Annotated in this window: 23 protein-coding genes; 15 read left to right on the forward strand and 8 right to left on the reverse strand. The window is 62.0% G+C overall.

The window, feature by feature from the left end:
- The first annotated feature begins 41 nt into the window (after window positions 1–41).
- The 9 genes from YY7_RS0109915 to YY7_RS0109955 are packed head-to-tail and all read left to right on the forward strand — an operon-like array spanning window position 42 to window position 10,083.
- On the forward strand, window positions 42–473 hold the full coding sequence (locus YY7_RS0109915; RefSeq protein ID WP_028163095.1) for a ParB N-terminal domain-containing protein: 432 nt from the start codon (window positions 42–44) through the stop codon (window positions 471–473).
- The gene (locus YY7_RS0109920; RefSeq protein ID WP_028163096.1) at window positions 470–1,861 is read left to right on the forward strand and encodes a Y4yA family PLP-dependent enzyme; all 1,392 of its coding nucleotides are present in this window, start codon (window positions 470–472) and stop codon (window positions 1,859–1,861) included. Before YY7_RS0109915 ends, YY7_RS0109920 begins: the two co-directional genes overlap by 4 nt.
- The gene (locus tag YY7_RS0109925; protein WP_028163097.1) at window positions 1,843–2,853 is read left to right on the forward strand and encodes a PLP-dependent cysteine synthase family protein; all 1,011 of its coding nucleotides are present in this window, start codon (window positions 1,843–1,845) and stop codon (window positions 2,851–2,853) included. The genes YY7_RS0109920 and YY7_RS0109925 overlap by 19 nt, the downstream gene beginning before the upstream one ends.
- Window positions 2,850–3,989, forward strand: a complete 1,140-nt coding sequence (locus YY7_RS0109930; protein ID WP_028163098.1) for an NAD/NADP octopine/nopaline dehydrogenase family protein — start codon at window positions 2,850–2,852, stop codon at window positions 3,987–3,989. Before YY7_RS0109925 ends, YY7_RS0109930 begins: the two co-directional genes overlap by 4 nt.
- Window positions 3,989–5,878 carry an IucA/IucC family siderophore biosynthesis protein gene (locus tag YY7_RS0109935; protein WP_028163099.1) on the forward strand — a complete coding sequence of 630 codons (1,890 nt, stop codon included), beginning with the start codon at window positions 3,989–3,991 and terminating at the stop codon, window positions 5,876–5,878. The genes YY7_RS0109930 and YY7_RS0109935 overlap by 1 nt, the downstream gene beginning before the upstream one ends.
- A complete protein-coding gene (locus YY7_RS0109940; RefSeq protein ID WP_028163100.1) occupies window positions 5,875–7,104 on the forward strand; it encodes an MFS transporter in 1,230 nt (409 codons plus the stop codon). The genes YY7_RS0109935 and YY7_RS0109940 overlap by 4 nt, the downstream gene beginning before the upstream one ends.
- Complete coding sequence (locus tag YY7_RS0109945) at window positions 7,101–8,270, forward strand: ABC transporter substrate-binding protein (protein ID WP_028163101.1); 1,170 nt, start codon at window positions 7,101–7,103, stop codon at window positions 8,268–8,270. The genes YY7_RS0109940 and YY7_RS0109945 overlap by 4 nt, the downstream gene beginning before the upstream one ends.
- Complete coding sequence (locus tag YY7_RS0109950) at window positions 8,270–9,337, forward strand: FecCD family ABC transporter permease (RefSeq protein WP_028163102.1); 1,068 nt, start codon at window positions 8,270–8,272, stop codon at window positions 9,335–9,337. The genes YY7_RS0109945 and YY7_RS0109950 overlap by 1 nt, the downstream gene beginning before the upstream one ends.
- Complete coding sequence (locus tag YY7_RS0109955; protein WP_028163103.1) at window positions 9,331–10,083, forward strand: ABC transporter ATP-binding protein; 753 nt, start codon at window positions 9,331–9,333, stop codon at window positions 10,081–10,083. The genes YY7_RS0109950 and YY7_RS0109955 overlap by 7 nt, the downstream gene beginning before the upstream one ends.
- 89 nt (window positions 10,084–10,172) lie before the next feature.
- Here the strand turns inward: YY7_RS0109955 and YY7_RS0109960 are convergent, their stop codons facing one another.
- Genes YY7_RS0109960 through YY7_RS0109995 form a run of 8 tightly spaced genes read right to left on the reverse strand, consistent with a single transcriptional unit; the run spans window position 10,173 to window position 16,785 of the window.
- Window positions 10,173–11,021 (reverse strand): VOC family protein, encoded by an 849-nt coding sequence (locus YY7_RS0109960; protein ID WP_028163104.1) that lies wholly within the window; start codon window positions 11,019–11,021, stop codon window positions 10,173–10,175.
- A 22-nt stretch (window positions 11,022–11,043) separates the two neighbouring features.
- Entirely contained in the window at window positions 11,044–11,925 is an 882-nt protein-coding gene (locus tag YY7_RS0109965) for a VOC family protein (RefSeq protein ID WP_035689746.1), read from the reverse strand.
- A 2-nt stretch (window positions 11,926–11,927) separates the two neighbouring features.
- Window positions 11,928–12,677 (reverse strand): TetR/AcrR family transcriptional regulator, encoded by a 750-nt coding sequence (locus YY7_RS56450; protein ID WP_028163106.1) that lies wholly within the window; start codon window positions 12,675–12,677, stop codon window positions 11,928–11,930.
- Window positions 12,664–12,987: a non-heme iron oxygenase ferredoxin subunit gene (locus tag YY7_RS0109975; RefSeq protein ID WP_207230889.1), complete on the reverse strand. Its 324-nt coding sequence runs from the start codon at window positions 12,985–12,987 to the stop codon at window positions 12,664–12,666. The genes YY7_RS56450 and YY7_RS0109975 overlap by 14 nt, the downstream gene beginning before the upstream one ends.
- Window positions 12,984–13,745: an SDR family NAD(P)-dependent oxidoreductase gene (locus tag YY7_RS0109980; RefSeq protein WP_028163108.1), complete on the reverse strand. Its 762-nt coding sequence runs from the start codon at window positions 13,743–13,745 to the stop codon at window positions 12,984–12,986. Before YY7_RS0109980 ends, YY7_RS0109975 begins: the two co-directional genes overlap by 4 nt.
- 12 nt (window positions 13,746–13,757) lie before the next feature.
- Window positions 13,758–14,243 carry an aromatic-ring-hydroxylating dioxygenase subunit beta gene (locus YY7_RS0109985; RefSeq protein ID WP_051396630.1) on the reverse strand — a complete coding sequence of 162 codons (486 nt, stop codon included), beginning with the start codon at window positions 14,241–14,243 and terminating at the stop codon, window positions 13,758–13,760.
- 11 nt (window positions 14,244–14,254) lie between these two features.
- On the reverse strand, window positions 14,255–15,550 hold the full coding sequence (locus YY7_RS0109990) for an aromatic ring-hydroxylating oxygenase subunit alpha (protein ID WP_035689782.1): 1,296 nt from the start codon (window positions 15,548–15,550) through the stop codon (window positions 14,255–14,257).
- A 23-nt stretch (window positions 15,551–15,573) separates the two neighbouring features.
- Window positions 15,574–16,785 carry an NAD(P)/FAD-dependent oxidoreductase gene (locus YY7_RS0109995; protein ID WP_035689748.1) on the reverse strand — a complete coding sequence of 404 codons (1,212 nt, stop codon included), beginning with the start codon at window positions 16,783–16,785 and terminating at the stop codon, window positions 15,574–15,576.
- Window positions 16,786–16,959: 174 nt separating this feature from the next.
- Between YY7_RS0109995 and YY7_RS51240 the strand changes: the two genes are divergently transcribed.
- The 6 genes from YY7_RS51240 to YY7_RS0110025 all read left to right on the forward strand — a co-directional run bounded on the left by YY7_RS51240 (window position 16,960) and on the right by YY7_RS0110025 (window position 22,911).
- Window positions 16,960–17,991 (forward strand): amidohydrolase family protein, encoded by a 1,032-nt coding sequence (locus YY7_RS51240; RefSeq protein ID WP_051396631.1) that lies wholly within the window; start codon window positions 16,960–16,962, stop codon window positions 17,989–17,991.
- Between the two features lie 4 nt (window positions 17,992–17,995).
- The gene (locus tag YY7_RS0110005; RefSeq protein WP_028163112.1) at window positions 17,996–18,478 is read left to right on the forward strand and encodes a hypothetical protein; all 483 of its coding nucleotides are present in this window, start codon (window positions 17,996–17,998) and stop codon (window positions 18,476–18,478) included.
- Window positions 18,475–19,980, forward strand: coding sequence for an AMP-binding protein (locus tag YY7_RS0110010; RefSeq protein ID WP_245287236.1), 1,506 nt, complete (start codon window positions 18,475–18,477; stop codon window positions 19,978–19,980). The genes YY7_RS0110005 and YY7_RS0110010 overlap by 4 nt, the downstream gene beginning before the upstream one ends.
- Before the next feature lie 31 nt (window positions 19,981–20,011).
- Window positions 20,012–20,821, forward strand: a complete 810-nt coding sequence (locus YY7_RS0110015) for an alpha/beta fold hydrolase (protein ID WP_210164687.1) — start codon at window positions 20,012–20,014, stop codon at window positions 20,819–20,821.
- Entirely contained in the window at window positions 20,818–21,597 is a 780-nt protein-coding gene (locus YY7_RS0110020) for a 2-keto-4-pentenoate hydratase (protein WP_028163115.1), read from the forward strand. The genes YY7_RS0110015 and YY7_RS0110020 overlap by 4 nt, the downstream gene beginning before the upstream one ends.
- 81 nt (window positions 21,598–21,678) lie before the next feature.
- Window positions 21,679–22,911, forward strand: coding sequence for an ABC transporter substrate-binding protein (locus YY7_RS0110025; protein ID WP_028163116.1), 1,233 nt, complete (start codon window positions 21,679–21,681; stop codon window positions 22,909–22,911).
- The last annotated feature ends 75 nt before the right edge of the window (window positions 22,912–22,986 follow it).

Here is a 22,986-nt window from a genome sequence, read left to right on the forward strand (position 1 = left end):
TCCCGAACGGTTCCTGCTGACAAAAAATCAGGCTGGTCGATATGCAAGTTCGCTTCCTTTCGCCAACATGCTTGATCCCGACCGAAGAGGTCGATCCCAACCGGGTAGCGGAGCTGCAGATGCAAATCCTCCGCGCGGGTTGTTGGACTGTTCCGATCACGGCGGAGAAGGACGCTCTCTTCGTGATGGACGGTCATCACCGGCTAGCAGTCGCGCACCGCCTGCAACTGCCACTGGTGCCGGTGATTCTCTTGGACTACAGCGCAGTGCGGGTGGAGAGCTGGCGCGCGGGCCAGACGATCACGCCTGCGAGCATCCTCGCGATGGCGCGCAGCGGCCGAAAATTCCCCTGCAAGACGACGCGACATATTTTTGATCAGAGCCTGCCCAATTGCAACCTGCCGTTGGAGAGCTTGCGCCACCTTGCTCCGACAGAACGCGCCGTAGCCTATGCCGAAAGGGCGAGGCGATGACCTTGCATTGCTACAAGCCCGGCGCGGGCCTCTCACCGATTCTGCGGCCAAGCACGGCGGAGCTCTTGGCTGGCAACGGCCCGCTGCTGATCGATTGGGTCGCCCGACATGGGTCGCCGGTCAATCTGATCTGGCCCGAAGAGCTGCAGAGGAATCTCGCGGTACTCAGAGGCGCCTTGCGAGAGAGCGGCGTCACACACGCGGTCTACTACGGAGCGAAAGTCAACAAATCGCCGGGGCTGTTATCCGCAGCACTGCGCGCAGGGGCCGGCATTGACGTCTCAAGCCTTTATGAGTTGCGGGATGCCAGACGGCTCGGCGCCGACGGCGCACAACTTGTGGCGACAGGCCCGGCGAAGACGGCGGCATTCCACAACGAGCTTATCAACTGCAACGCTCTCATATCGGTGGATTCACCGGAAGAGCTCGAGGATCTGATCCGCGGGCTTCCGGCAGGCGGCCCGGTTCAGCCGGTGCTGCTGCGTTTGCGTCCCGCCAACCAGGCGCAGAGTCGCTTCGGCATGCCGGCCGCGGCCATCCGGCATTGTCTGTCGCGCATTGCTGGCGAAGGCCGCTTGCGCTTTGACGGGCTGCACTTCCACCTGAGTGGCTATAGTTGGGAATCTCGCGCGCAAGCGATTAGAGAGGCCGCCGGTCTGCTCAGCGAATCCCGCGCACAAGGTTTTGCGCCGCGCATGATCGACATTGGGGGCGGGTTGCCGATCCAATATGTCGATCAGCGCGCCTATCAGGCGCATCTTGGGGCACAGATGCCCGAGGACTACCGCACCGGGAAGATACCGGATTCCTTCTATCCCTACGGGGGAGAGCTTTCCGCCGCCGAGTGGCTGCGTTGTTTGCTGAGCGCACCGATGGCCGATGGCCGCAGCTTTGCGAACTATCTTGTCCATGAGGGGCTGGTGCTGGGGATGGAGCCCGGGCGAGCACTGGCCGATCAGGCCGCGATTTCCGTCTTCCGGGTGTTGCGCGTGAAAGCCGTTGGCCCTGATGCCCATGTCGTCTTCGTCGAAGGCAGCAGCTTCAGCGCTTGCGAAACCTGGTTTGGCTCCGAATTTTTGGTCGATCCCATCCTGGTTCCGGCCACATCGCCGCCGATCGCCGCAAAATCTATCCGAGGTTATCTGGCCGGCCATAGCTGCTTGGACGAGGACGTCCTTAGCAACAGATGGCTCACCTTTCCCATCGCTCCGCGAGCGGGAGACCTTCTGGTTTACGCCAACACCGGCGGTTACCAGATGGACCTCCTGGAAAACGAATTCCATCGCCACCCGATGCCGAGCCGCCTTTGCGTGGTTCAGGATGTAAAAGGACAGCTAACGCTCGTCCCCGACACAGTAGGAGAGGCACAATGCTCTGCAGGACCGTAAGCCAGCTGATCGGCCAAACGCCGGTGATGCCGATTGCCGTACCCAACAGCGATGCCACGCTCGTGCTGAAGCTTGAAAAGAACAATCCGGGTGGCTCCATGAAGGACCGCATGGCGCGCAGCATGGTGCTTGCCGCGCTTGAGGACGGGCGGCTCCCGCCGGGCGGCACGATCGTCGAATCGTCGTCCGGAAACACCGGGATCGGACTGGCGTTAGCCGCAGTGGAATTGGGCCTGCGCTTCATTGCCGTTGTCGATCATCACGCCGCGCCGGACAAGATCCGCATGATGCGCGCGCTGGGCGCGGAAATTCGTTATGTCGAAGGCGACTATCGGGAGGACGAGGTTGCGGTGGTGGAGCGCCAACGGCTGGCCGCCCAACTCGGCGCCCAGCTTCCTGATGCGTTGTTCATGAACCAGTCCGACAATCCGGCAAACCCGGAAGGCTATGCCGGTTTCGTCGACGAACTCCTGGCACAGCTTCCTGACGGCATCGATGCCTTTGTCGGCTGTGTCGGCACCGGCGGGTCAATGACCGGTATCGCCCAGCGTCTGAAGCGGGTTAACCCTGCTGTCCGGACAATCGCTGTGGAACCGGCCGGCTCGATCGTCTTCGGCAAGCCTGGCCATCCCTACTACCAGTCGGGCACGGGAACGCCCGCCGGCGACGAAATCGGCAAGGTGCTCGACTATGGATGCATCGATGAAGGGGTGCAGGTCACCGACACGCAGGCCTTCGAAACAGCACGTTTTATCGCGCGGCGCCACGCGCTTCTGGTCGGGGGCTCGACCGGGGGCACCATCTACAAGGCGCTGGAATTCATTGCAGCCGGCAAGTTGTCCGGCACGGTGGTCACGCCCGTTGCCGACGGTGGCGAGAAATATCTTGGCTCGGTCTTCGACGATGAATGGATGGCCAAGCGCGATTTGTTGGATCCGACCATCGCCGCACAGCTCGACGGCTGGCTCACCGGAAGGGCGCGCGCAGCATGAAGGTGACGATCTGCGGTGCGGGGCGCACTGGGCATTTGAATGCCGTGCTCTTCAAGCAGCGTCCAGGTATCACTGTTTCCGTGCTGACGGGGGCGGCTGCCGTCGCCGATCGATGGACGAGGGGAGACGGTGTTTGGTGGGCCCAGACGCCGGACGGCCACCTCTTGAGCGGACGGCCCGACTATGTCGGCACCGATCCGAGCGAGGCACTTATAGGCACGGACATGGTGATCGTGACGCTGCCGGCCCACGCGCGGCCTGCGCTTCTACACTCCTTCGCAGGGCATCTCCCCCGGGACAAGCACGTCTATGTTGGCGCGATTCCCGGCTTTTGCGGCTTCAACTGGCTCGCAGCCAAAGCCCTTTCGGGTACGGACAATGTGGTGATCTGGGGCATGAAGGACGTGCCCCATACGGCCTTTGACTTGGTGCCAGGCGAGCGGGTGCGCATGGGAGGGGCCAAGGCTCAGCTCTTCGCGGCGCTTCATCGCCGCGAGACTGCAGCGAGCCGCGCCGATCTCCAGGCGATGCTGGGTCATATCTATGAAGCCCCCGTCACCCTGCTGCAGGACTATCTCGAAATCACGCTGACACCGGGCAACGCATTGATGCATCCCGCCGTGCTCTATGCCCTGATCGGCCCTGGCGCGCCCTGGGAAAACAAGCCGTTTGACCGTCCCCTTTGCTGGTGGAGCGATTGCCCACGCGCCGGCGCCGAATTGCTGGAGGCCTGCGATGCGGAAAACCAGGCAATCCGCCATGCGGTCGAATTGCGCCTGGGCATTGATCTGAGTTCGGTGAAGCCGCTCCGACAGGAATTGATCGAGGCTTATGGCAGCCAGATCGAGGACGACCGGACCATGTATACGCTGCTGCGAACAAACCGTGCTTACGCGGGCATTCGCGCCCCACTTGTTCCCAATCCGGACGGGCCCGGCCTTGTCATCGATCGCGCAAGCCGCGCTTTCCACGAAGATATCGCCTTCGGGCAGGCGCTGCTGGTGGAATTGGCCACGCGGCTTGAAGTGGCAACTCCCGCTATCACGAAAACCTACAACTGGGCGCTCAACTACCATGGCGGGTTCACCGAAAGCACGCCGGCCTTTTTGCCCGCCAACTGGCCGGAGGAAGCGTAGTGGACGAGTGGATGCCTTCCTCCGCAGATGCCGAAGCTCAGGCGCGTGCCGGGCGGCTTTGGTCGGACGCATCGCGCAATGCGGTCAACCGGCTCGTCCGCTGCCTGTTCGCCGAGCGCCTTCTTGAACCGGATGCATTGTTGTGGGCGCGCGACGGCAACCAAGCATGGCTCCCCCTTTGGCAGTCACGCCGGGTCCTGCATTTCACCGACCTGCGTCGTGCGCCTGCCGGGACATTGCAAAATCGTGGTTCTGTCGAAATACTAGACGAGATCGGTGCTCGCTACCGTATCGGTGGTCCCTCCGACCTCATCCGGCAGGTCGCGCCCGCCTTGGCGATCTCGCCAGCATCGGACGGCGTCGAGCATCTCATACGCGACGTCGAGGACAGCATGCGCAACGACATCCTGGCGCGTCGTCACCGGGAGCACTGGAGCGCCGAGCTGCGAGGGAAAGTAGCCGAAGCAGGCGTGCAGGGATTCCTCGCATATCTGGAAAAGAGCCTGCCGCCGCATCTGGCGGCTATGACGCTCGATCAGTGGGGCGCGCTGGAAGGTCATCCCTTTTATCCGACATGGAAGGCCAAACCCGACCTCTCGCCGGAGGACGTCGCGGCTTTGTCGCCGGAGTTCGGTGCTCGCGTGCGCGTCCGAATAGCAGCGCTGCGCAAAGAATGGTCGTATGTGGAGAAGATGCCGCATGTCGGCAGCTATTCGGAATGGTTCTCACAAAACTTCCCCGAGCTCTGGCGCGACTGGGCCGAAGGATTGCATAAACGTGGAAAGTCTCGCGAGGACTGGCTGCCTCTCCCTGTCCATAGCTGGCACCTTGACAATTTCCTGCGCCGTGAGTTCGCGTCCGAGATTAGTTCCGGAGTTTTCGATCCGGATGGCCCGGAGGCCATGACGCTGCCGTCAATGTCGTTCCGCACAATGCTGCCGGACACAGAGGAGCCGAGGCCCTTTATCAAACTGCCGGTGGCGATCTGGATGACCAGCGAACAGCGCACTCTGCAGGCCAAATCGATTCACATGGGGCCGCGTCTCAGCACCCTGATTTCCGATATTCTGTCAAAGGAGAGGGATCTTTCTGAAAGGTTGGAGATCTTCACCGAAGACCTGGGCGCAATCCTGCACCACCCCGTGACGGGCGACGAGCATCCGGGCCGCTTTCTATCGGTCGTCTACCGCAACTGCGACGCTCTGGCGCGAAATGATGGGCTGTTGCCGGTCACTGTTGCGGCACTCTTGACGGCGAACCCGATCGATGGCCGCCCGCTCATTTGTGAATTGATTGCCAGAAGCGGCGATGAAAGTGAAGCAGCCGTATCTGCGTTCTTCCGTGTCTATGTAGGGACCGTCATCCGGCCAACGCTCGCCATGTATCTGCTTTACGGAATTGCTTTTGAGGCGCATCAGCAAAACAGCACGATCCTGTTCGATGAAACCGGCCGCCCGCGAAAACTGCTGATCCGTGATTTCGGCGACGGCCGCAGTTTTGCGCCCCTGTTCAAGGAACGAGGGTACCACCTCAAGCCCTTCACTCGCACGGGGATCTTACCCACCACATTTGATGACAATATCAGTCTTGTGCGCTCATTCGTCATCGATGCCTGCTTCGTCTGCCACCTTCATGAAGTCGCACTGTGCCTCGACCAACATTATCCACTGTCGGGCACAAGCCTTTGGCGCATCCTGCGGGAAGAGGCCGAGGCGGTTTTCGATGCGCTCAGGCCGCGCATGTTGTCGGACGCATTCTGGCAGGAAGAACGCAAGGCCTTTCTTGAGAAACCCTGGCCGAGCCGCTCCGTGCTGCGGATGCACCTGGAGCGTTATCGCGACTATCGGGTTGAGCACGAGCTGCCGAATCCACTGGCGGGAGCGGAATGACAACTGCTTCTGCCTTGTTTCGCGGCTTCGGTCCTGTTTTTGTCTTGCTGTTCGGGCTGCAATTCATTTCCATGGGCGCCATGGAAATGAGTGGTCCATTCTGGCCGATCCAAATCAAAGCGTTGAGCCCTTCCGACAGCGTCTTTGGACTCGCAGGCGTGGGTGTCTATGTTGGCCCGATGATTGGTATGTCGCTGACCAGCACCTTTTGGGGGCGAATGGGCGATCGCTACGGCAATCGGCTGATGATGGTTCGGGCGCTCGGCGGGCTAGCGGTCACGCAACTCCTTGTCGCTGTTGCACAGGATGTCTGGACGATCATGGCGCTGCGTTTCTTGCAGGGCGCCTGCGCCGGCTATATCGCTCCAGCGCAGGCCTATGGCGTGCAGATTACCGGCGGGAAGGACCGCGCAAGCCTGTTCGCCTGGCTTCAGGTTGCGACCAATGTGGGCTCGCTGGGCGGCGCCTTCCTGGGCGGGCTCATTCTCGATCGATTCCCTTTTGCTGCAGTAAATCTGACCGCCGGGGCGATTTGTGCGCTGTGCGCTGCCGTTGCCTGGTTGAGCCTGCCCGTACCGACGCCAGGAGCTGCTGCCGCCAATCCCGGAAACGCGGGTACCGCAAAGCCTACGGCGTCGACAGGTGCTCCGATCGGAGCTCTTCTTGCCTTGATGGGGATGCTGCTTGCCAGCCGCATGGTCCTGCAGGTTCCTTTCTCACTGTACATGACCCGGGTATTTGGCGCGCCGCACTGGGTCGCCGGCCTCACTTACGGACTGCTGGCGTGCGGCTTTGTCGTGGCCGCGCCCCTATGGGCGCGGCTCTTCGAGAAACGAACGCCATCCTATGTGCTGGGCGGGAGCGTGCTGATTTCGGCCGCGTGCGTTTTGGTTACGCATCTGGCGGGCAGCACGAACTCCGTTGCCGTGTTCGCGTTCCTGTATTTTATCTGGGGCGCGCTTCTTGGGGGAACGACGCCGGTGCTTCTCGCGCTCATTTCGGCAGCTGTCTCTAATGATAGGCAAGGTTCGGTTCTGGGCCTTGCGCAAGCCTGCCAGCAGGTTGCTTCTGCGAGCGGCATCGTTGCCGGTGTCGGGGTCACCCAGCTCTTTGGTCTCGAAGCCGCTTTCCCGCTCGTCGCCACGCTTTACGCCTTGTCATTTTTGTCGGCTCTCGGCATCTGGCTCAAAGCTGCGCACTCCGCTCAAGAAGGAAGTCGACCATGACGGAATACCGATCGCTGCTGCACGCCGCGGTGACGGCTATTGTCCTGATCGCTTTGCTTCCAACAGCAGCATTTGCCGGCGAACCTGGACTGACACAGACGCAGGCGCCGCTTACCCTCACTGATATCGCAGGCCGCCAGGTGACGCTTAACGCGCCTGTCAAACGCATGCTTCTGGGCGAAGGCCGGCAGCTCTATCTCATCGCCTCGCTGGAACCCAAAGATCCTCTGGCCCATGTGGTAGCCTGGCGCACCGATCTGATCGCGGCCGATCCGGCCACTTACGCGCAGTATCTCGAAGTGTTTCCCGAGTTGGCGAAGCTGCCTTCCTTTAAGGGGCAGGAGGACAGCCTGATCGACATCGAATCGGCGATCATCCAGAAGCCTGATGTGGTGCTGCTCAATCTTGAAGCCATGCAGGCCAACAAGGACGCCAGCTACATCGAGAAGCTCGCGGCACTGAACATACCGGTTCTTTATATCGATTTTCGTCACCGTCCCCTGGAAAACACCGAGCCGACCATTCGGCTCCTGGGCAGGATCATGGGGCGCGAGGCGCGTGCGGAGGAGATCATCGCGTTCCGCCGCCAGGCCATGGCTGCGGTTGCCAACGTCCTTGCCGCCAAACAACCGAAGCGCCCCAATGTGTTCGTCGAGCGGATCGGTGGCTACTCCCAGGATTGCTGCCTGTCTTTCGGCGCCGAGAATTTCGGCAAATATGTCGAACTCGCTGGCGGCCATAATATCGGCAGCGATATCATTCCCTCGACCTTCGGGCAGATCAGCCCCGAGCAGGTCATCGTCGCCAATCCCGAGCATGTGGTGGTTACCAGCGCTGACTGGCAAGCCTATGTGCCCGGGGGCCATTGGATTCCGCTTGGACCAGGGGCGGATCCTCGGGTGACGCGCAAGAAGCTCGAATGGTTCGCTACTCGGGACGCCTATACCGGTATCGCGGCAAAGAAGACGCGGAATTTTCACGCCATTTGGCACCAGTTCTACAACAGCCCATACGAATTTGTCGCCGTCCAACAATTGGCGAAGTGGTTCCACCCCGACCTGTTTGCTAATCTGGACCCCAATGCAACTTTTGCCGAATACCATCGTCGCTTCCTGCCCATCGAGTATCGGCCCGGCTATAGCGTCAGCCTTTCGGACAGCCAGTGATGACCGATGTCCATACCGAAACACTGCCCTTAGCCGGCGGCGACGCCTATCAAGCGCTCAGCGTCAGGCGATGGGTCGTTCTCCTTGTGCTGATGGCCGGGGTTTGCGTCGCATTGGTCGGTGACCTTTCGACTGGACCAGCCAGCTACAGGCTTGGAGAGGTTGTGCGCACGCTCGTTCTGCCGGCGGAAGCGGATGCGCAGATGCGCGTCATTGTCTGGTCGATCCGCATGCCGTCGGCCCTTATGGGCGTCGTGGTCGGTGTGGCGCTTGCCATCGGCGGCGCTCAGATGCAGACCATCTTGAACAATCCGCTGGCGAGCCCGTTCACGCTGGGCCTTTCCGCCGGTGCAAGCTTCGGCGCGGCCCTTGCGCTCGCCTTCGGTGTCGCGCTGGTTCCCATCGCAGGCGACTATGTCGTCGCGGCCAATGCTTTCGTCTTGGCCATGGCGACCGCCTTCCTGATCCATTTGGCCAGCCTTCGGCGCGGAGCCTCGATCCACGTGATCGTGCTCTTGGGCATAGCGCTGGTTTTCAGTTTCAATACGGCACTCGCTATCATCCAGTATTTCGCCGCCGAGCAGGCGGTCGCGGCCATCGTCTTCTGGACCATGGGCAGCCTCACCAAGGCGACATGGCCCAAGCTCGCCATCACCGCGCTGGTCGTGGGTCTAACCTTGCCGGTCTTTCTGCGCCGCCGGTGGCAGTTGACGGCCTTACGTCTTGGCGAGGCGCGCGCGGCGAGCTTCGGCATTCCCGTGCGGCGCCTGCGGCTCGAAACCCTGATCCTTGTCTCTCTTTTGACGGCGATCCCCGTCGCGTTTGTCGGCACGATCGGCTTTATCGGTCTCGTAGCTCCGCACATCGCACGCATGATGGTCGGCGAAGACCAGCGCTTCCTGCTGCCCGCGAGCGCGCTGACTGGCGCGCTGATCATGTCGTTCAGCTCCATCCTGGCCAAAATCGTGGTACCCGGCGCCGTCCTGCCGATCGGCATCGTCACCTCGGCGATCGGATTGCCGGTGTTCCTCTATTTGATTCTGAAAAGCGGAAGAGACATATGGTAGTGCTGAGCACGCATCGCCTCGGCGCCCGCTTCGGATCACGCGAGGTACTGCGTGATGTGACCCTTCCGCCCTGTTATGGCGGCGAGGTCGTGGCGGTCATTGGACCGAATGCTGCGGGCAAGTCGACGCTGTTCCGGCGCCTGGCAGCTATTCTTCCGGGGCCCGGGGAGCGCCGGTTGGAAGGTGTGCGCGATGCAGATCGCGCCGTCGCCTATATGCCTCAAGACCAAACGGCAAGCGCGGTGCTGACTGTATTCGAATCCGTCCTTCTTGCGCGTAAGCAGGTCAGCGGCTGGCGTCTGGAGAGGTCCGATCTTGTGGTGGTGGACCAGGCGCTGGCGTCACTCGATATGGGCGATCTTGCCAATGAAATCCTTTCCGAGCTGAGCGGCGGACAGCGCCAGCTCGTCGGGCTTGCTCAATGTCTCGTGCGCGAACCGCAGGTGCTGCTCTTGGACGAGCCAACCAGCGCGCTGGACATGCACCGCCAGTTGGAAGCGATGCGGCAGGTGCGCAGCCTTGCGCATGACGACGGTATGCTCGTGCTGATCGCGCTGCACCATCTCGACCTGGCACTCAAATTCGCCGACAAGGTCGCTATCCTCTCTGATGGAACGTTGCACGATTTCGGCACGGCGGCTGAAGTCCTGACGCCGGAAAACCTTGCCGCAACCTTCCGCATCAGGGCTCGTATCGAATCCTGTTCGCAAGGCAAGCCACATTTGATCGTCGACGACGCGATCTGATGTCCCGCGCGCCGGTGGCATTTGCAAAGGGCCGCTCGGCTGCAGCCCGCATCAGGCCGCGGACCGATACCGAATGTCGTTTGCCGCGTCTACCGCGCGCGCTTTGATTTCGATCCCCACATGCAGAGGCTTGTCGGTTCGAACCCGAACTGGCGCGGCCGATGCGATTCCTCGTCCTCGATCTCATCCACCCCGACCGAATATTCGAACACCATGCCGTCGGGGCCCTGGAAGTAAAGGAACCGCGCGCCGGACGTCGGGTGACGGCCAGGGCCGAAGACGATCGGCACCCGTTGCTCGGACAGGTGATAGAAGGATCGCAGCACGTCGTCGTTGCTTTGCACCTGATGGTTGATGTGCTGGATCCCGGGACCTCTGGCCGGCGCAAGCGCGATGGTGTGATGGATCGCGTTCACGCGCATCAGCGCAATATCCCCGATGCGATCGCTGACGCGCGCGTTGCAGACCTCCGTCCAGAACTTCTCGTCGCGAACCGGATTGGTCGAATTCAAGCCGACATGGCTGAAGCCGGTGATGCCGGCGTCCCGTGAAGCAAAATAGCGGCGGCCATGCTGCTCCGGACGGACAACCAGCTCGATCTGGTTGCCGCTCGGATCCTTGAAGCCAATGAAGGCGCGAACCTTGCGTGCCGAGCATTCGGCAGCCGCGCCGACATGCACCGGATGACCAAGCGAGTCCAGGGTCGTGGCGGCCTCGTTCAACTCGCTCTCGTTCTCGACTTCGAATCCGATGGTCTGATCGGCCGGGTCGCCCTCAAAGTAGCACAGCGTATGCGCACGTTCGTCTGAACGCAGATAGAGCGAGTTCCGCGATCTCTCGCTCACCTGAAGACCGAGGCATCTGGTCGCAAATGATTCCGCTTCCTCGAGGCTCGAGCTCCCCAGCCGCGCATAGGTGACATCCTTGAGCTGGATCATGGTTGCGCTCCTTTTGCAGAAATCAGGTGATGACTTGCCGCAGCTCCGGAATCTCGGAGCATTCGCTTCCCCATTCGCATAGTGAGGAAGCTGCCGGCGCAAACTGCCTCGCATGGTGCCCGGTATCGATGTCGGCCAGCCCATGTCCGTACGAGAAGACTTGTCCTTCCGGTCCGGCAAATCGCAGAAAGATCTGGCCGGATGCTGCTTCGCGGCCTGGGCCGTGCAGGATCTTGATCTGTCGCTCCTGCGCAAAATAGTGGTTCTGCATGATCGAATCGAGACTTTCGACTCCGTAGCAGACGTCAAGCAGCCCCGCCCGATCGGAAGGGTAGAGCGCAATCCGGTGATGCTTCCGATCGATGCTGAGATAGGCAATATCGCCGACCCAATCGCTGATCGCCGCTCCCAGGATCGTGGTCCACAGCTTCAGGTCATCCGCCATCGCGCGGCTGCGAATGCCCACGCATTGCAGGCCGGTGACACCGGCATCGCGGCTCGGGAAGTAGCGCCGGCCGCTTACCGCCGGGCGTGACACAAGGTCGATCTCATTGCCGCTCGCGTCGCGCACGATCAGTGCGCGCCGCACAAAACGCCGGCTGCATTCCTCTGCGGACGCCTCGCGGACTTCAAATCCCTCTCGCTGCAAGGCATCGGCCGCTCGATCAACGTCATCGGCGGAGGCGACCTCCATGCCGACGCTTGACCTGTCGGCGCCTTCGACGAGACAAAGCGTGTGGAAGCGCTCGTCGGACCGGAACAGAAATTGCTCCTTGTCATCAGTGACGCGCTGAAGCCCCAGAATGTCGGTCGCGAAGGCCGCGGCGGCCGGGCCGTTCTGTACCGCAAGCCTCACATAGCAGAGCTGGATCAACGGGACAGGGGCGAAGTGCTTGGCGTCCATTTTCAACCACGGTTCTTCTGGTCGTTCGCCATCGCCGTCTGGAGGTGTTGGCGAACGATGTCGCGCCACACCTTCAGCAGGCGACTGAACTGCTCAGGATCTTTTTCGATCAGGGTTCGAACCGAATAGCCGCGGACCACGCTCAGCGTGAGCGAGAGGATATCGCTGGCGAGTTGCTTGGGAACGCCCGACGACATCAGCGCTTCGAGCCAGGCGGCCTCGACCGAAAACCGGCTGGTGCGGGAGTTCCTGTACGTCTCCCGCTTGAGAATGCGCGAGTCGCTGTCCGCGCTCATTGCGATCGCGAGTTCGATGAAGAAATAGTCGCCGAAATAGAAATCCTGCGCGTCCTTGATGATCCCTTCGATCGGATCGTTTCCGCTGTTCTGGGCGAGGTGGGCCCGGCGGGCGCTCTCCACCAGCGAGACTTCGTTGACATGCCTGATGATGGCGACAAGAAGATCGTGCTTGCTCTTGAAATGGTGCAGCAGGGCGCCGCGCGAGACGCCCGCGAGTTCGGCCACCTCGACCGTGCGCAGGCCGCGCAGTCCGTTCGCGCGCACCAGCTTCACCGCGGCCTCGATCAATTGGGTCTGCGTCGCTTCGCTGCGCTCCGCTTGGGTTCGCTTGGGGGCGTATTTCGGCTCGCTTGAGCTGTTGCGTCGTGATTGCAGCCGTTGCCGCGCCGCGGCGCGTGGCAGGGACGCCCGGCCTCCGTGTGCGCCTGGCTTCGTCTTGTCAGCATTCGACATAAACGTCCTCTTCGCTCAGTTTGACCCGGAAGGTCTTCAGCGCGACCGTGCAGGGCATGCCGGTCGGCTGCCCATTAGTGACGTCGAACGTGCCGAAGTGCCACGGGCACTCGACGATTTTCCCCGTCAGAATGCCTTCTTCCGACAGCGAAGCCTCGCCATGGGTACACAGATCGGCCGTGGCATAGATTGCTCCGTCCACATTGTACACGGCGATGTTGGTGCCATCAGGCAGCGTTGCCTGGCGGACTTCTCCCGGCGGGAACTCGTCCAGCCTTCCGATCAGCACATCTTTGGTCATCGTATTCATAGCATCGTGCTTCCGCCATTCACGCTGATGACCTGGCCTGTGACGAACGAGGCTTCCCTGGAGGCCAGATAGCAGACCATGGACGCGATCTCGTCCATCTCGCCGGGGCGTCCCATCGGCACCACGTCGACGAATTTTCGGATTGATTGCGGCGCCTTGGCGGCCGCGCGTTGCACCTGGGGCGTATTGACGATGCAGGGTGCAACGACATTGACGGTGATCCCGTCGGTCGCGAATTCGCGCGCGAGCCCTGTGGCGATGGCGTGAACGCCGCCCTTTGCCGCGTTGTAGGCAGCGTGATCATAAAGCCCGTTGCGGACGGAGTCGGCGCCGATATTGACGATCCGGCCGTAGCGCTTCGTCTTCATCATCGGCACGGCGTGCCACGTGCACCACAGCATCGTCCAGAGATTACGGTCGATGGTCGTTCGCAGTGTCTCCGGCGTGTGCTCCAGGAACGGCTTGATGATGCCGCCTCCCGCATTGTTGACGAGGACGTCGATCGTGCCGAACGCCTTGACGGCATCGCCGATCAATCGGCCGGCGACATCTTCCTTCGAGAGATCGCCGCTTCGGACCAGCGGCCTTTCGCGGCAGAGCGAGGAGAGACCGTCGGCCATTGCGGTCAACCTATTCTCGTCGAGGTCCGAAAGCACCAGCCTGGCGCCCTCTCGGGCAAAATGCTGCGCGATCACCGCGCCGATGCCGCTGGCGGCGCCGGTGATCACCACAATCTGTTCGGCAAATCGCTTTTCCATCGGGGCTGTCTCTCAGAGCACAATGGAAATCCGGCCATGCGGACGCAGGCCTTCGCCGCCAAGCAGGCAGCGTTTCTCGCTGATCCTTATCCTGCTCTCATCGACCTTCAGGCGGTAATTGCTCGTGCCGAAATAGAGATCGGTTGTGCCGTCCTTGGTGCGGAAGGTCTGGAACACCGCGCTGACGTCGACGGAATCTTCGCCTCGCCCACGGATACGCACGTTGCCGACGATGCGGCTGGTCTTGGAGTGCGGGAATTCGGCGTGCGCGGTTCGTTTCATCAGGCGCTTCACCCGCTCACCCAGCCGGAACCGGTCGTCGGCGATATAGAAGAGGTTGTTGTCCGCCGAAGCGTCCGGCGGCAGATCGGTGCAGGGGACCTCGTAGGTTGCGTCATCGGTAAAGAGCGCCAGCCATTCCGGCAGTCGCCATTGATCGAGGAGGTCTGCTTCGTGAAACAGGAAGTCTTCCACGTCTGATCGTTCGATTGCGCGCATGACGATCTCCTTCAGGCTGCGACGTTCTTGATGCTGGAGATCGGCGCCGGAAACATCATGGCGTTCCACTGGGTCCAGAACGCCCGCATCTGAAGCTCGTCATTATGGGCGGGGCGCTCCTTGCCCATTCCCTTGGAGATATCGTTCCATTGCGCTTCCTTGGCGTTATTGAAGCCGCGCTGGCAATGTTCGAGCGCCTCGGCATCGTCAGGCGTCGCGAAGCCGCCGGGCCCGAGAAATTCGAGAAAGTTGTTCAGGCGATATTTGCGAGCCCATGAGGTCTCGTCGTTCGGCCCCAGAGCCCAGGCGCTGATGACCATATAATCAGCGGCCATCGGAAAGTAGGTGCGGACGGTCAGCGCCATGATGTCGTTGACGACGAGATTCGGGAAGATGAAGAGATTCCGGTTCTTGCGGGAAATGCGGTCGGCGCGTTCCTTGCCGAAGCGCTGCACCAGATTGTCGTAGAGGCGGCTGATCTCCTGCTTTCCGCTGTCGCCCCACGCAGGAATCCACTGCGCGACCGGCCGCCCCCATGGCGCGCCGTATTCGAGAACGGCGTGGCCGTTGCCGAGGTCATAACCATATCCGCCGCCGCCCATGCCGCCGGCGAGGCCGTCGGTCGTGTTCATCAGATAGTCGAAGTAACTCGCATGCGTGGTGGTCGCATGATAGCCATCGATGCTGTTCTCCGTGAGCAGCTTCCAGTTCGCCCGGATCGAGTATTCCTGGGTGCCGGCAATGATCGAGAGGCCTGCGTCGGTCTGATCGCAGATGAGATCGAGATATTCCTTCGCGCCGGCGAGGTAATCGACGAGAGGGACGATGTTCCTGTCAAAGGAGACGAAGCAGAAGTCGCGGTAGGTCTCGAAGCGCGGAACCGCCTGCATGTTGGAGGATTCGCGGTTCTTGAATCCTTCCGCATAGGCGTCCTCGCCGGGCTGGCTGCGCAGCTTGCCATCGGCTCCGAACACCCATCCGTGGTAGAAGCACTGAAACGATTTCGCATTGCCTTTCCGCTCGCGGCAGACCTGCGCGCCGCGGTGAGGGCAGGTGTTGAGAAGCGCGCGAAGCGTTCCCTTGCTGTCGCGCGTGAATAGGATGCTGCGACCGGCCACGGTCCGGCTCACGAAGTCGCCGGGCTTGGGAAGCTCGGATGCATGGCCGAGATAGAGCCACGAGCGCTCGAACACGAGCTCCTTCTCCGCCTTGAAGATCTCGGGATCGGTGAAGTTGCGGCGCGCAACCTTGAAGATCTGCTGGGCGGGATCAACCAGAATTGCCGGTTGACGGCTGTCGGTCTGCATGTCGTTTCCTCCGTCTGCGCTCTTCATGAAGCGAGAGCTTGTTTCAAGTCGAAAGCGGGATTGGCGATGTCGGATGGATTGACCCGCTTCCGGGAAGCGGCAAGCCGTCGTAGCAGCGCCATGTCCTTGGGTGAGCTCACGGTGACGGCGCCGACCACTTCGCCGTCGCGGAGGCTGATGGTGGTGAAGCGTCCGCGCTCGACATCCCCGCGCACGATCTCGTCGGCGCCGCCGGGGTGGCCGATCACCTGGATGTTCGACTCGAATTGGTCCGACCAGAACCAGGGCGGCGCCTCGTAGCTGACATCCTGACCGACCATATTCCTAGCCGTCGCGATCGCCTGGTTCTGCGCATTGGCCCAGTTCTCCACGCGCATCCAGCGTCCGTGCCAGTCGCTCCATTGTTCGGCGACGTCGCCGGCTGCATAGACGCCTTCGATGTCGGTCATGCCGGAGGGGCCGACACGAATGCCTTGATCGACTGCGAGCCCCGCCTGGCGGGCAAGGTCGGCCGCAGGCTCAACGCCGACACCGACGACGACGAGATCGGCCGGAACGATCCTTCCGTCGGACAACTGAATCCCTTTGGCCGTGGCGCCCACGATGGTCACGTTGCAGCAGACAGCGACGCCGCGGTCGCTGTGCAGCCGCCTCAGATATCCGCTCAGCGCTGGCGAGCCGACCTGTGGTAACAGCCGATCGGCCTTCTCCAGCACGGTGACCTCGCAGCCGCGGACGATGGCCGCCGAGGCGACCTCGAGACCGATCACGCCGCCGCCGACCAGCACCACTTTGGCGTCCTGCGTGAGATTGCGTCTGAGTTCGCGCGCATCGTCGATGCAGCGCAGATAGCAGACGCGCAATCCGCAATCGTCGAGATCGCGCAACCGACGCGGCCGCGTGCCGGTCGCTAGCAGCAGGCGATCGAATGAAATCTCGCGGCCGTCCGACAGCCCGATCGCACGACGATTCAAATCAATCGCAACAGTCGGCGTGGAGGTGCTCAGCTCGATGTCGATCGCTGCCCAATCCTGCGAATTTCGGATGAAGCGCGGTTCTTCGTCCACATTGATCAGCATGGCCTTCGAAAGTTGCGGTCGCTCGTAGGGCGGATGCTCTTCTTCACCCAGCAAGGTGATCGGCCCGCGATGCCCGGCGCCCCGCAACGCCTCGGCTGCGCGCGCGCCGGCCTGGCCTGCGCCCACGATGACGATGCGTGTCTGGGATAGATCCAATGCGTTCACTCCCCTTGAGCGGTTCTTTGCCGCCCGCAGCGCACCTCTCGCGGCCGCTTGACAAGCAGGATAAAAACAATCATTCCTGTTTGTAAAGTGAATTATCCTGCGCAACTCGAAAAGCGGTTCGCTGCAGCGCAGGGATCAGGGAAGGAAAGGAGGGCGCCATTGCCAGTGGTGGATGCCCATACGCATGTCGTGCCTGCACGACTCCCGGCTGACAAGGCGCGCGACCCGCTGTGGCCGAGCGTCGAGCTTTCCGGCGACAAGGCCGCGGTGATGATTGGCGGAAAGGTGTTCCGCAAAATCGACTCGCGCTCGTGGGACGTCAGACGCAGGCTGGCGGACATGGAGGAGGACGGCACCGCAATGCAGGTGCTGTCCCCGATGCCGGAGCTGCTGTCGCATTGGTTGCCGGCTGATGACGCCGAGCACCTCGCCGAGATCATCAACGAGCACATCGCCGCGATGATTGGTGAGGCTCCGCGCCGGTTCGCCGGAATCGGCATGGCCTGCGTTCAGGACGTGCCGCGCGCGCTGGCGCAATTGCAACGCATCAAGGCGCTTGGTCTCGCCGGCATCGAAATCGGAAGCCATATCGATGGCGTCGCGCTCGGCAGCGAAGCGCTCCATCCGCTCTATGAAGCCGCTGAGGCGCTCGACCTCTGCATCTTCGTTCATCCGTTGCATCCGGCCGGGGTTGAGCGGATCGGGGCGGGACCCGAATTCGCGGCGACGGCAGCATTTCCAGTCGAGACCGCGCTGGCCGCAGTGTCGATGCTAGCGGCCGGCGTGCTCGAGAAATTTCCCAGGCTGCGCATCCTGCTCAGCCATGGCGGCGGCGCGCTGCCCTGGATCCTGCCGCGGCTCGACTGCGGCTGGTCGCTCGGCGGCGAAATGCAGAAACGGATGACGAGATCGCCAAGGGAAATCGCGCGCCGCTTCTTCTACGACTCGATTCTCTACGATGGCCCCGCGCTTCAGTTCATGTCTTCGGTCGTGGGATCGAGCCGCATCGTGGTCGGCTCCGACTATCCGTTCACCATTCGCCAAAAGCATCCCGGCGCATTTGTCCAAGCAGCGCTACCGGACTGCCCGGGCGTTCTCGCCGACAACGCCTTCGCTTTTCTTGGCCGCGCCTTCGATCTGGAAACCCAGCATGCAGCAACTAGCGATCGTCACCCCGTCGCGTCACAGCAGGCCTAGCGTCATGATTGCCTGCCGGTCGCTGCCGCAGATGTGCCTGCTCGGTCCCGTTCCGCCGCGGACACCCGGTCGCAGCGATGCGCAGGTCCCGTCCGACGCTGCGCTCGGCGTCAGCCGCTACGGCCGTATCTCCTATGTGTATTTCTACAACGACGATGAACCGGATGACGTCGCGTTCGGTCTGCTCGACGTGGAGATCGCCGTTCAGCGTCGGGGCCGGAACGAATTCGCCCTGGAGATCTATTGCATCGGCGACGGTTATCAGAGCGGGCACGGCTCGAGCGCGGCGGCACCGCTCACCGTGGAGCTGAAGGCCGGCAACCGCACGGTGGCGACGGCGCGCTGGAACTATCCCGATGTGCTCAATGGCCACTTGGATCCACTGACATTCACGACGTCGATCACTTTGTCGGAAGCGGACTTCGAGGCGCTCGACCACGTCTATCTGCCCTCTGTTCGCGCCGAGGCGATGATATGCCTGGAGTGAAGCGGGACAGGTCGATCGTCATCGGAACGCACAGCGTTTCGTGCGACGCGCTGCTCGCACAGGGCAGGCGCGCTGCATCAGCGCTTGCGGCAGCCGGCGTCAACGAAGGCGATGCGATCGCACTCCTGATCCGGAACGATCCGATCTATTTCGAAGTGATGCAGGCAGCCTCTCTGCTCGGGGCCTATGTCGTACCGCTCAACTGGCACAGCACCGCGGACGAAATCCGTTACATCCTCGCCGATTGCGCGCCGCATGCGCTGATCGGCCATGCTGGCCTGCTGCAGGGTGTTGCGGCCGCAATTCCGGCCGACCTTCCGACGTTTTTTGCGCCGTCCGGTGCCATGGCCTCGTCGGAGGCTCCTTCGTGCGCCCGCGCCTGGGCGCCGCATCGTGACGGTTTTGCCGAATGGCCGGAACCGGCGCGCGCCCCGCGCGGGACCATGATCTACACCTCCGGCACCACCGGCCGACCGAAAGGCGTGCGTCGCGCGCCAATGAACGCCGAGCAGGTGAGCAAGAACGCCGCCTTGCTGCGACAGATCTACGGCATCGAGCAAGGCATGCGCGCATTCGTGTGCGGCCCGCTCTATCATGCCTCACCCGGTGCGTTTGCCAGGCAGGCGTTTCAGCATGCCGATCTCGTGGTCTTGCAGCACAATTTCGATCCCGAAGAATTGCTGAAGACGATCGAGGAACATCGCATCACCCATCTCACGATGGTGCCGACGATGTTCGTACGCCTGCTTCGGCTCAGCGACGCGGTCCGATCGCAGTACGACGTTTCGTCCATTCGCTGGGCGACCCACACCGGCGCCGCGTGCCCGCCTGATGTCAAGCGGCGCATGATCGACTGGTGGGGGCCGGTGATCCACGAAACCTATGGCGCCACCGAAACCGGACCGGCCGTCGGCTGCAACTCGCATGAATGGCTTGCTCATCCGGGTACCGTCGGCAGGGCGATGGCGGGCACGACCTTACGTATTTACGACGACGAGGGTCGCGAGCTCGGCACAGGACAGATCGGTGAAATCTACCTGCGCACGGAGGCCTATGCCGATTTCACCTATCACGGCAGGCCGGAGCAGCGCGAACAGATCGATCGGGACGGGCTCGTGACCTGCGGCGATGTCGGCTACGTGGATGCTGACGGCTATCTCTTCATCTGCGACCGCAAGCGCGACATGGTCATCTCCGGCGGCGTCAACATCTATCCCGCGGAGATCGAAAATGTCCTGGTGAACTGTCCGGGCGTACGGGACTGCGCAGTGTTCGGTGCACCCGACGAGGAGTTCGGAGAAAGCCTGGTCGCCGCCATCGAAGCCGAGGGCGGGATTCGGCTTGCGGCCGAAGCCATCGCGACATTCCTGGAAGGGCATATCGCCCGATTCAAGATCCCGAAGCGGTTCGTGTTTCATGACGCGCTGCCGCGCGAGGCGAGCGGAAAAATCTTCAAGCGGAAACTGCGCGACGCCTATCTGCAGGCGAACGCGCGAGGTTAACACAATTCATCATCGAAGTCGGAGATCAATAGTGGAACTGAAGGGTAAGCATGTCGATGTCGCGGGTACGCGCACGCACTACTACGACGTCGGGCAAGGGGAGCCCACTATCCTCATCCATGGCGGAGGGCCGGGGGCTTCCGGCCTGAGCAATTATCGCAAGAACGTCGAGGCTCTTGCGGCGCGCCGTCGCGTCATCGTGTTCGACCTTCCCGGATTTGGCGAGACCGAGGGGAAGCTGAAGGACGGCCCGATCTTCGAAGCGATGGGTGACTTCACCCGCGCCTTCATGGACGCGATCGACGTCAAGAAGGCGAGCTTCGTCGGCAATTCCCTCGGAGGCGCGGCGTCGCTGATGGTCGCCTTGCGCGCGCCTGAACGAGTCAGCCGGCTGGTGCTGATGGGGACCGGCGGAAGCCAGGCGATCTTCTCGCCGATGCCGACCGAAGGCCTGCGGCGGATGGCGATGTTCCATGCCGGCGAGGGGCCGACGTTGCAGAAGCTGAAGGGCGTGATCGATCTTCTGGTGTTCGACCAGTCCTCGATTACCGAAGAACTGCTGGCCGAGCGGCTCAAAGCCGCCACCCGCCCCGATGTCATCGACATCTTCAAGCGGCCGCCGCTCGATATCTGGCGTGAGAATCTCGCCGCGCTGAAGCATCGCACGCTTCTGATCTGGGGACGCGAGGATCGGGTCGTGCCGCTCGATTCAAGCTTCATCCTGCTCAAGACCATGCCCAACGCACAGCTTCATGTCTTTCCCAAATGCGGGCACTGGGCGCAGTGGGAGAAGGCCGACGAATTCAATGCGCTGGTCGCTGACTTCCTGGACCGGCCATGAGCAATATTATTGAGAATATTGCGACACGGCTGCAGGAAGCCGAGGCGGCATGCCGCCCGATCGCGCCGATCGCAAGCGATATCGGCGAGGGGCGAGTGGAGGTGGCCTATGCGATTCAGGCCGAAGTCACGCGGCGCGGGATTGCCGGCGGCCGCCGGCTCGTGGGCCGCAAGATCGGGCTCACATCGAAAGCAGTGCAGCAGCAGCTTGGGGTCGATCAGCCCGACTACGGCGCGCTGTTTGCCGATATGGAGATCCCGACCGGCGAGCGAATCGAGGTCGCGCGACTGATCCAGCCGCGTGTCGAGGCGGAGATAGCGCTGGTCCTGGAGCGGGATCTGGCAGAAGACCACATCACTCTCGGCGAATTGATGCGGTCGACGGCCTATGTCGTTCCCGCGCTCGAGGTGGTCGACAGCCGTATCAGCGATTGGAAGATCACGATCCTCGATACGGTGGCCGATAACGGCTCGAGCGCCCGCTATGTGCTCGGCGCCTCTCCGCGCCGCCTGACCGATGTCGATCTGGAAGCCTGCGGCATGACGATGACGCGCGATGGCGCGATCGTCTCCGTTGGCTGCGGCGCTGCCTGTCTCGGCCATCCCCTGCGCGCCGCGCTCTGGCTTGCCCGCGCCATGGCCAAAGCCGGCCAACCGCTGCGGTCTGGCGATGTCGTTCTGACCGGCGCGCTGGGACCGGTCTCGCCGGTTTCCGCGGGCGAATTCTACGAAGCAAGAATCTCGGGCTTCTCGCCCGTGAGCGTTTCGTTCGTTTAGCTCACCGGGCCTCATGCTGCCGGAGAGCAGCAGGCCCGTTGCAGCATCCACTTAAAGCCAAAATGAAAGGGAGGAGCCGACATGACATTGATCTCGCGGCGGGCAACCATCGCCGGCCTCGGCGCAGCGGCACTCACGTTCGGTCGAGCGTCGCGCGCACGCGCTGCAAACAATTACGGACCTGGAGTAACCGACACCGAGATCAAGCTCGGGACCACGGCACCCTATAGCGGGCCGGCGTCCGGCTATGGCGTCTACGGACAGGCGCAGACTGCTTATTTCCAGATGGTCAACGACAATGGCGGCATCAACGGCCGGAAGATCAACTTGGTTTCGCTGGATAATGCCTTTTCGCCGCCGAAAGCCGTCGAGCAGACGCGAAAGCTGGTGGAGTCGGAGGAAGTCTTTGCGATCGCCGGTTTCCTGGGAACGGCAACTAATGCCGCCGTACAAAAATATCTCAACGCGAAGAAGGTGCCGAGCCTGTTCCTGACATCAGGCGCCGAGCGCTTCAATGATCCGAAGGAGTTTCCATGGATCGTTCCGTTCTATCCGATCTACGTCGCGCAAGGCGCGGCCTTGGCCACGTTCATCCTGAATGAAAAGCCGAACGCCAAGATCGCCGTCCAATATGTCAATGACGATCTCGGCAAGGACTTCCTTCGCGGCCTGAAAAAGGGGCTGGGGGGCAAGGCGAGCGCCATCGTCAAGGAGGTCAGTCACGAGATCACCGAGCCCACCATCGACAATCAGGTCGCCGATTGCAGGGCGACCGGCGCCGATGTGTTCGTCCAGCTCACCTATTCCAAATTTGCCGCGCAAGGCATCCGGAAGGTGGCGGCAATGGGCTGGAAGCCGCTGCACGTCATCAATTCGAATTGCAGCTCGGTCGGGGGTACGCTCGCCCCGGCCGGCCTGGACAATGCGAAGGGATTGATCTCGGCATGGTGGGAGATCGTCGTGACCGATCCAAGACACCGTGACAAGCCAAGGGTGAAGGCCTATGTCGACTTCATGAAGAAATACATGCCCTCGGTCGGCATCGACGACAATACGGCGACGCCGGGCTACAACAACGCCTACATGATCGAGCAGGTTCTGAAGCGTTGCGGCAACGATCTGACGCGGGAAAACCTCTTGAAGCAGGCGACGTCGCTCAAGGGCGAACTGCCGCCGCTTTTCCTCGACGGCATCAAGGTCGAAAATTCTCCAACCGACTATCGCGCCATCCACAATCTGCAGATTTCCCGCTTCGATGGTGGGAACTGGATTCCCGTCGGCGACATGATCGATCTCGGTGCGATTGCGTCCTGAGCCCTCGCGAATCTCCGGGACCGCTGGGCGAGGGCGGCAAATGCCGCTCTCGCCTTTTCTGATGGAGAAACTGCA

Source organism: Bradyrhizobium elkanii WSM2783, assembly GCF_000472865.1.
Lineage (GTDB): Bacteria > Pseudomonadota > Alphaproteobacteria > Rhizobiales > Xanthobacteraceae > Bradyrhizobium > Bradyrhizobium elkanii_A.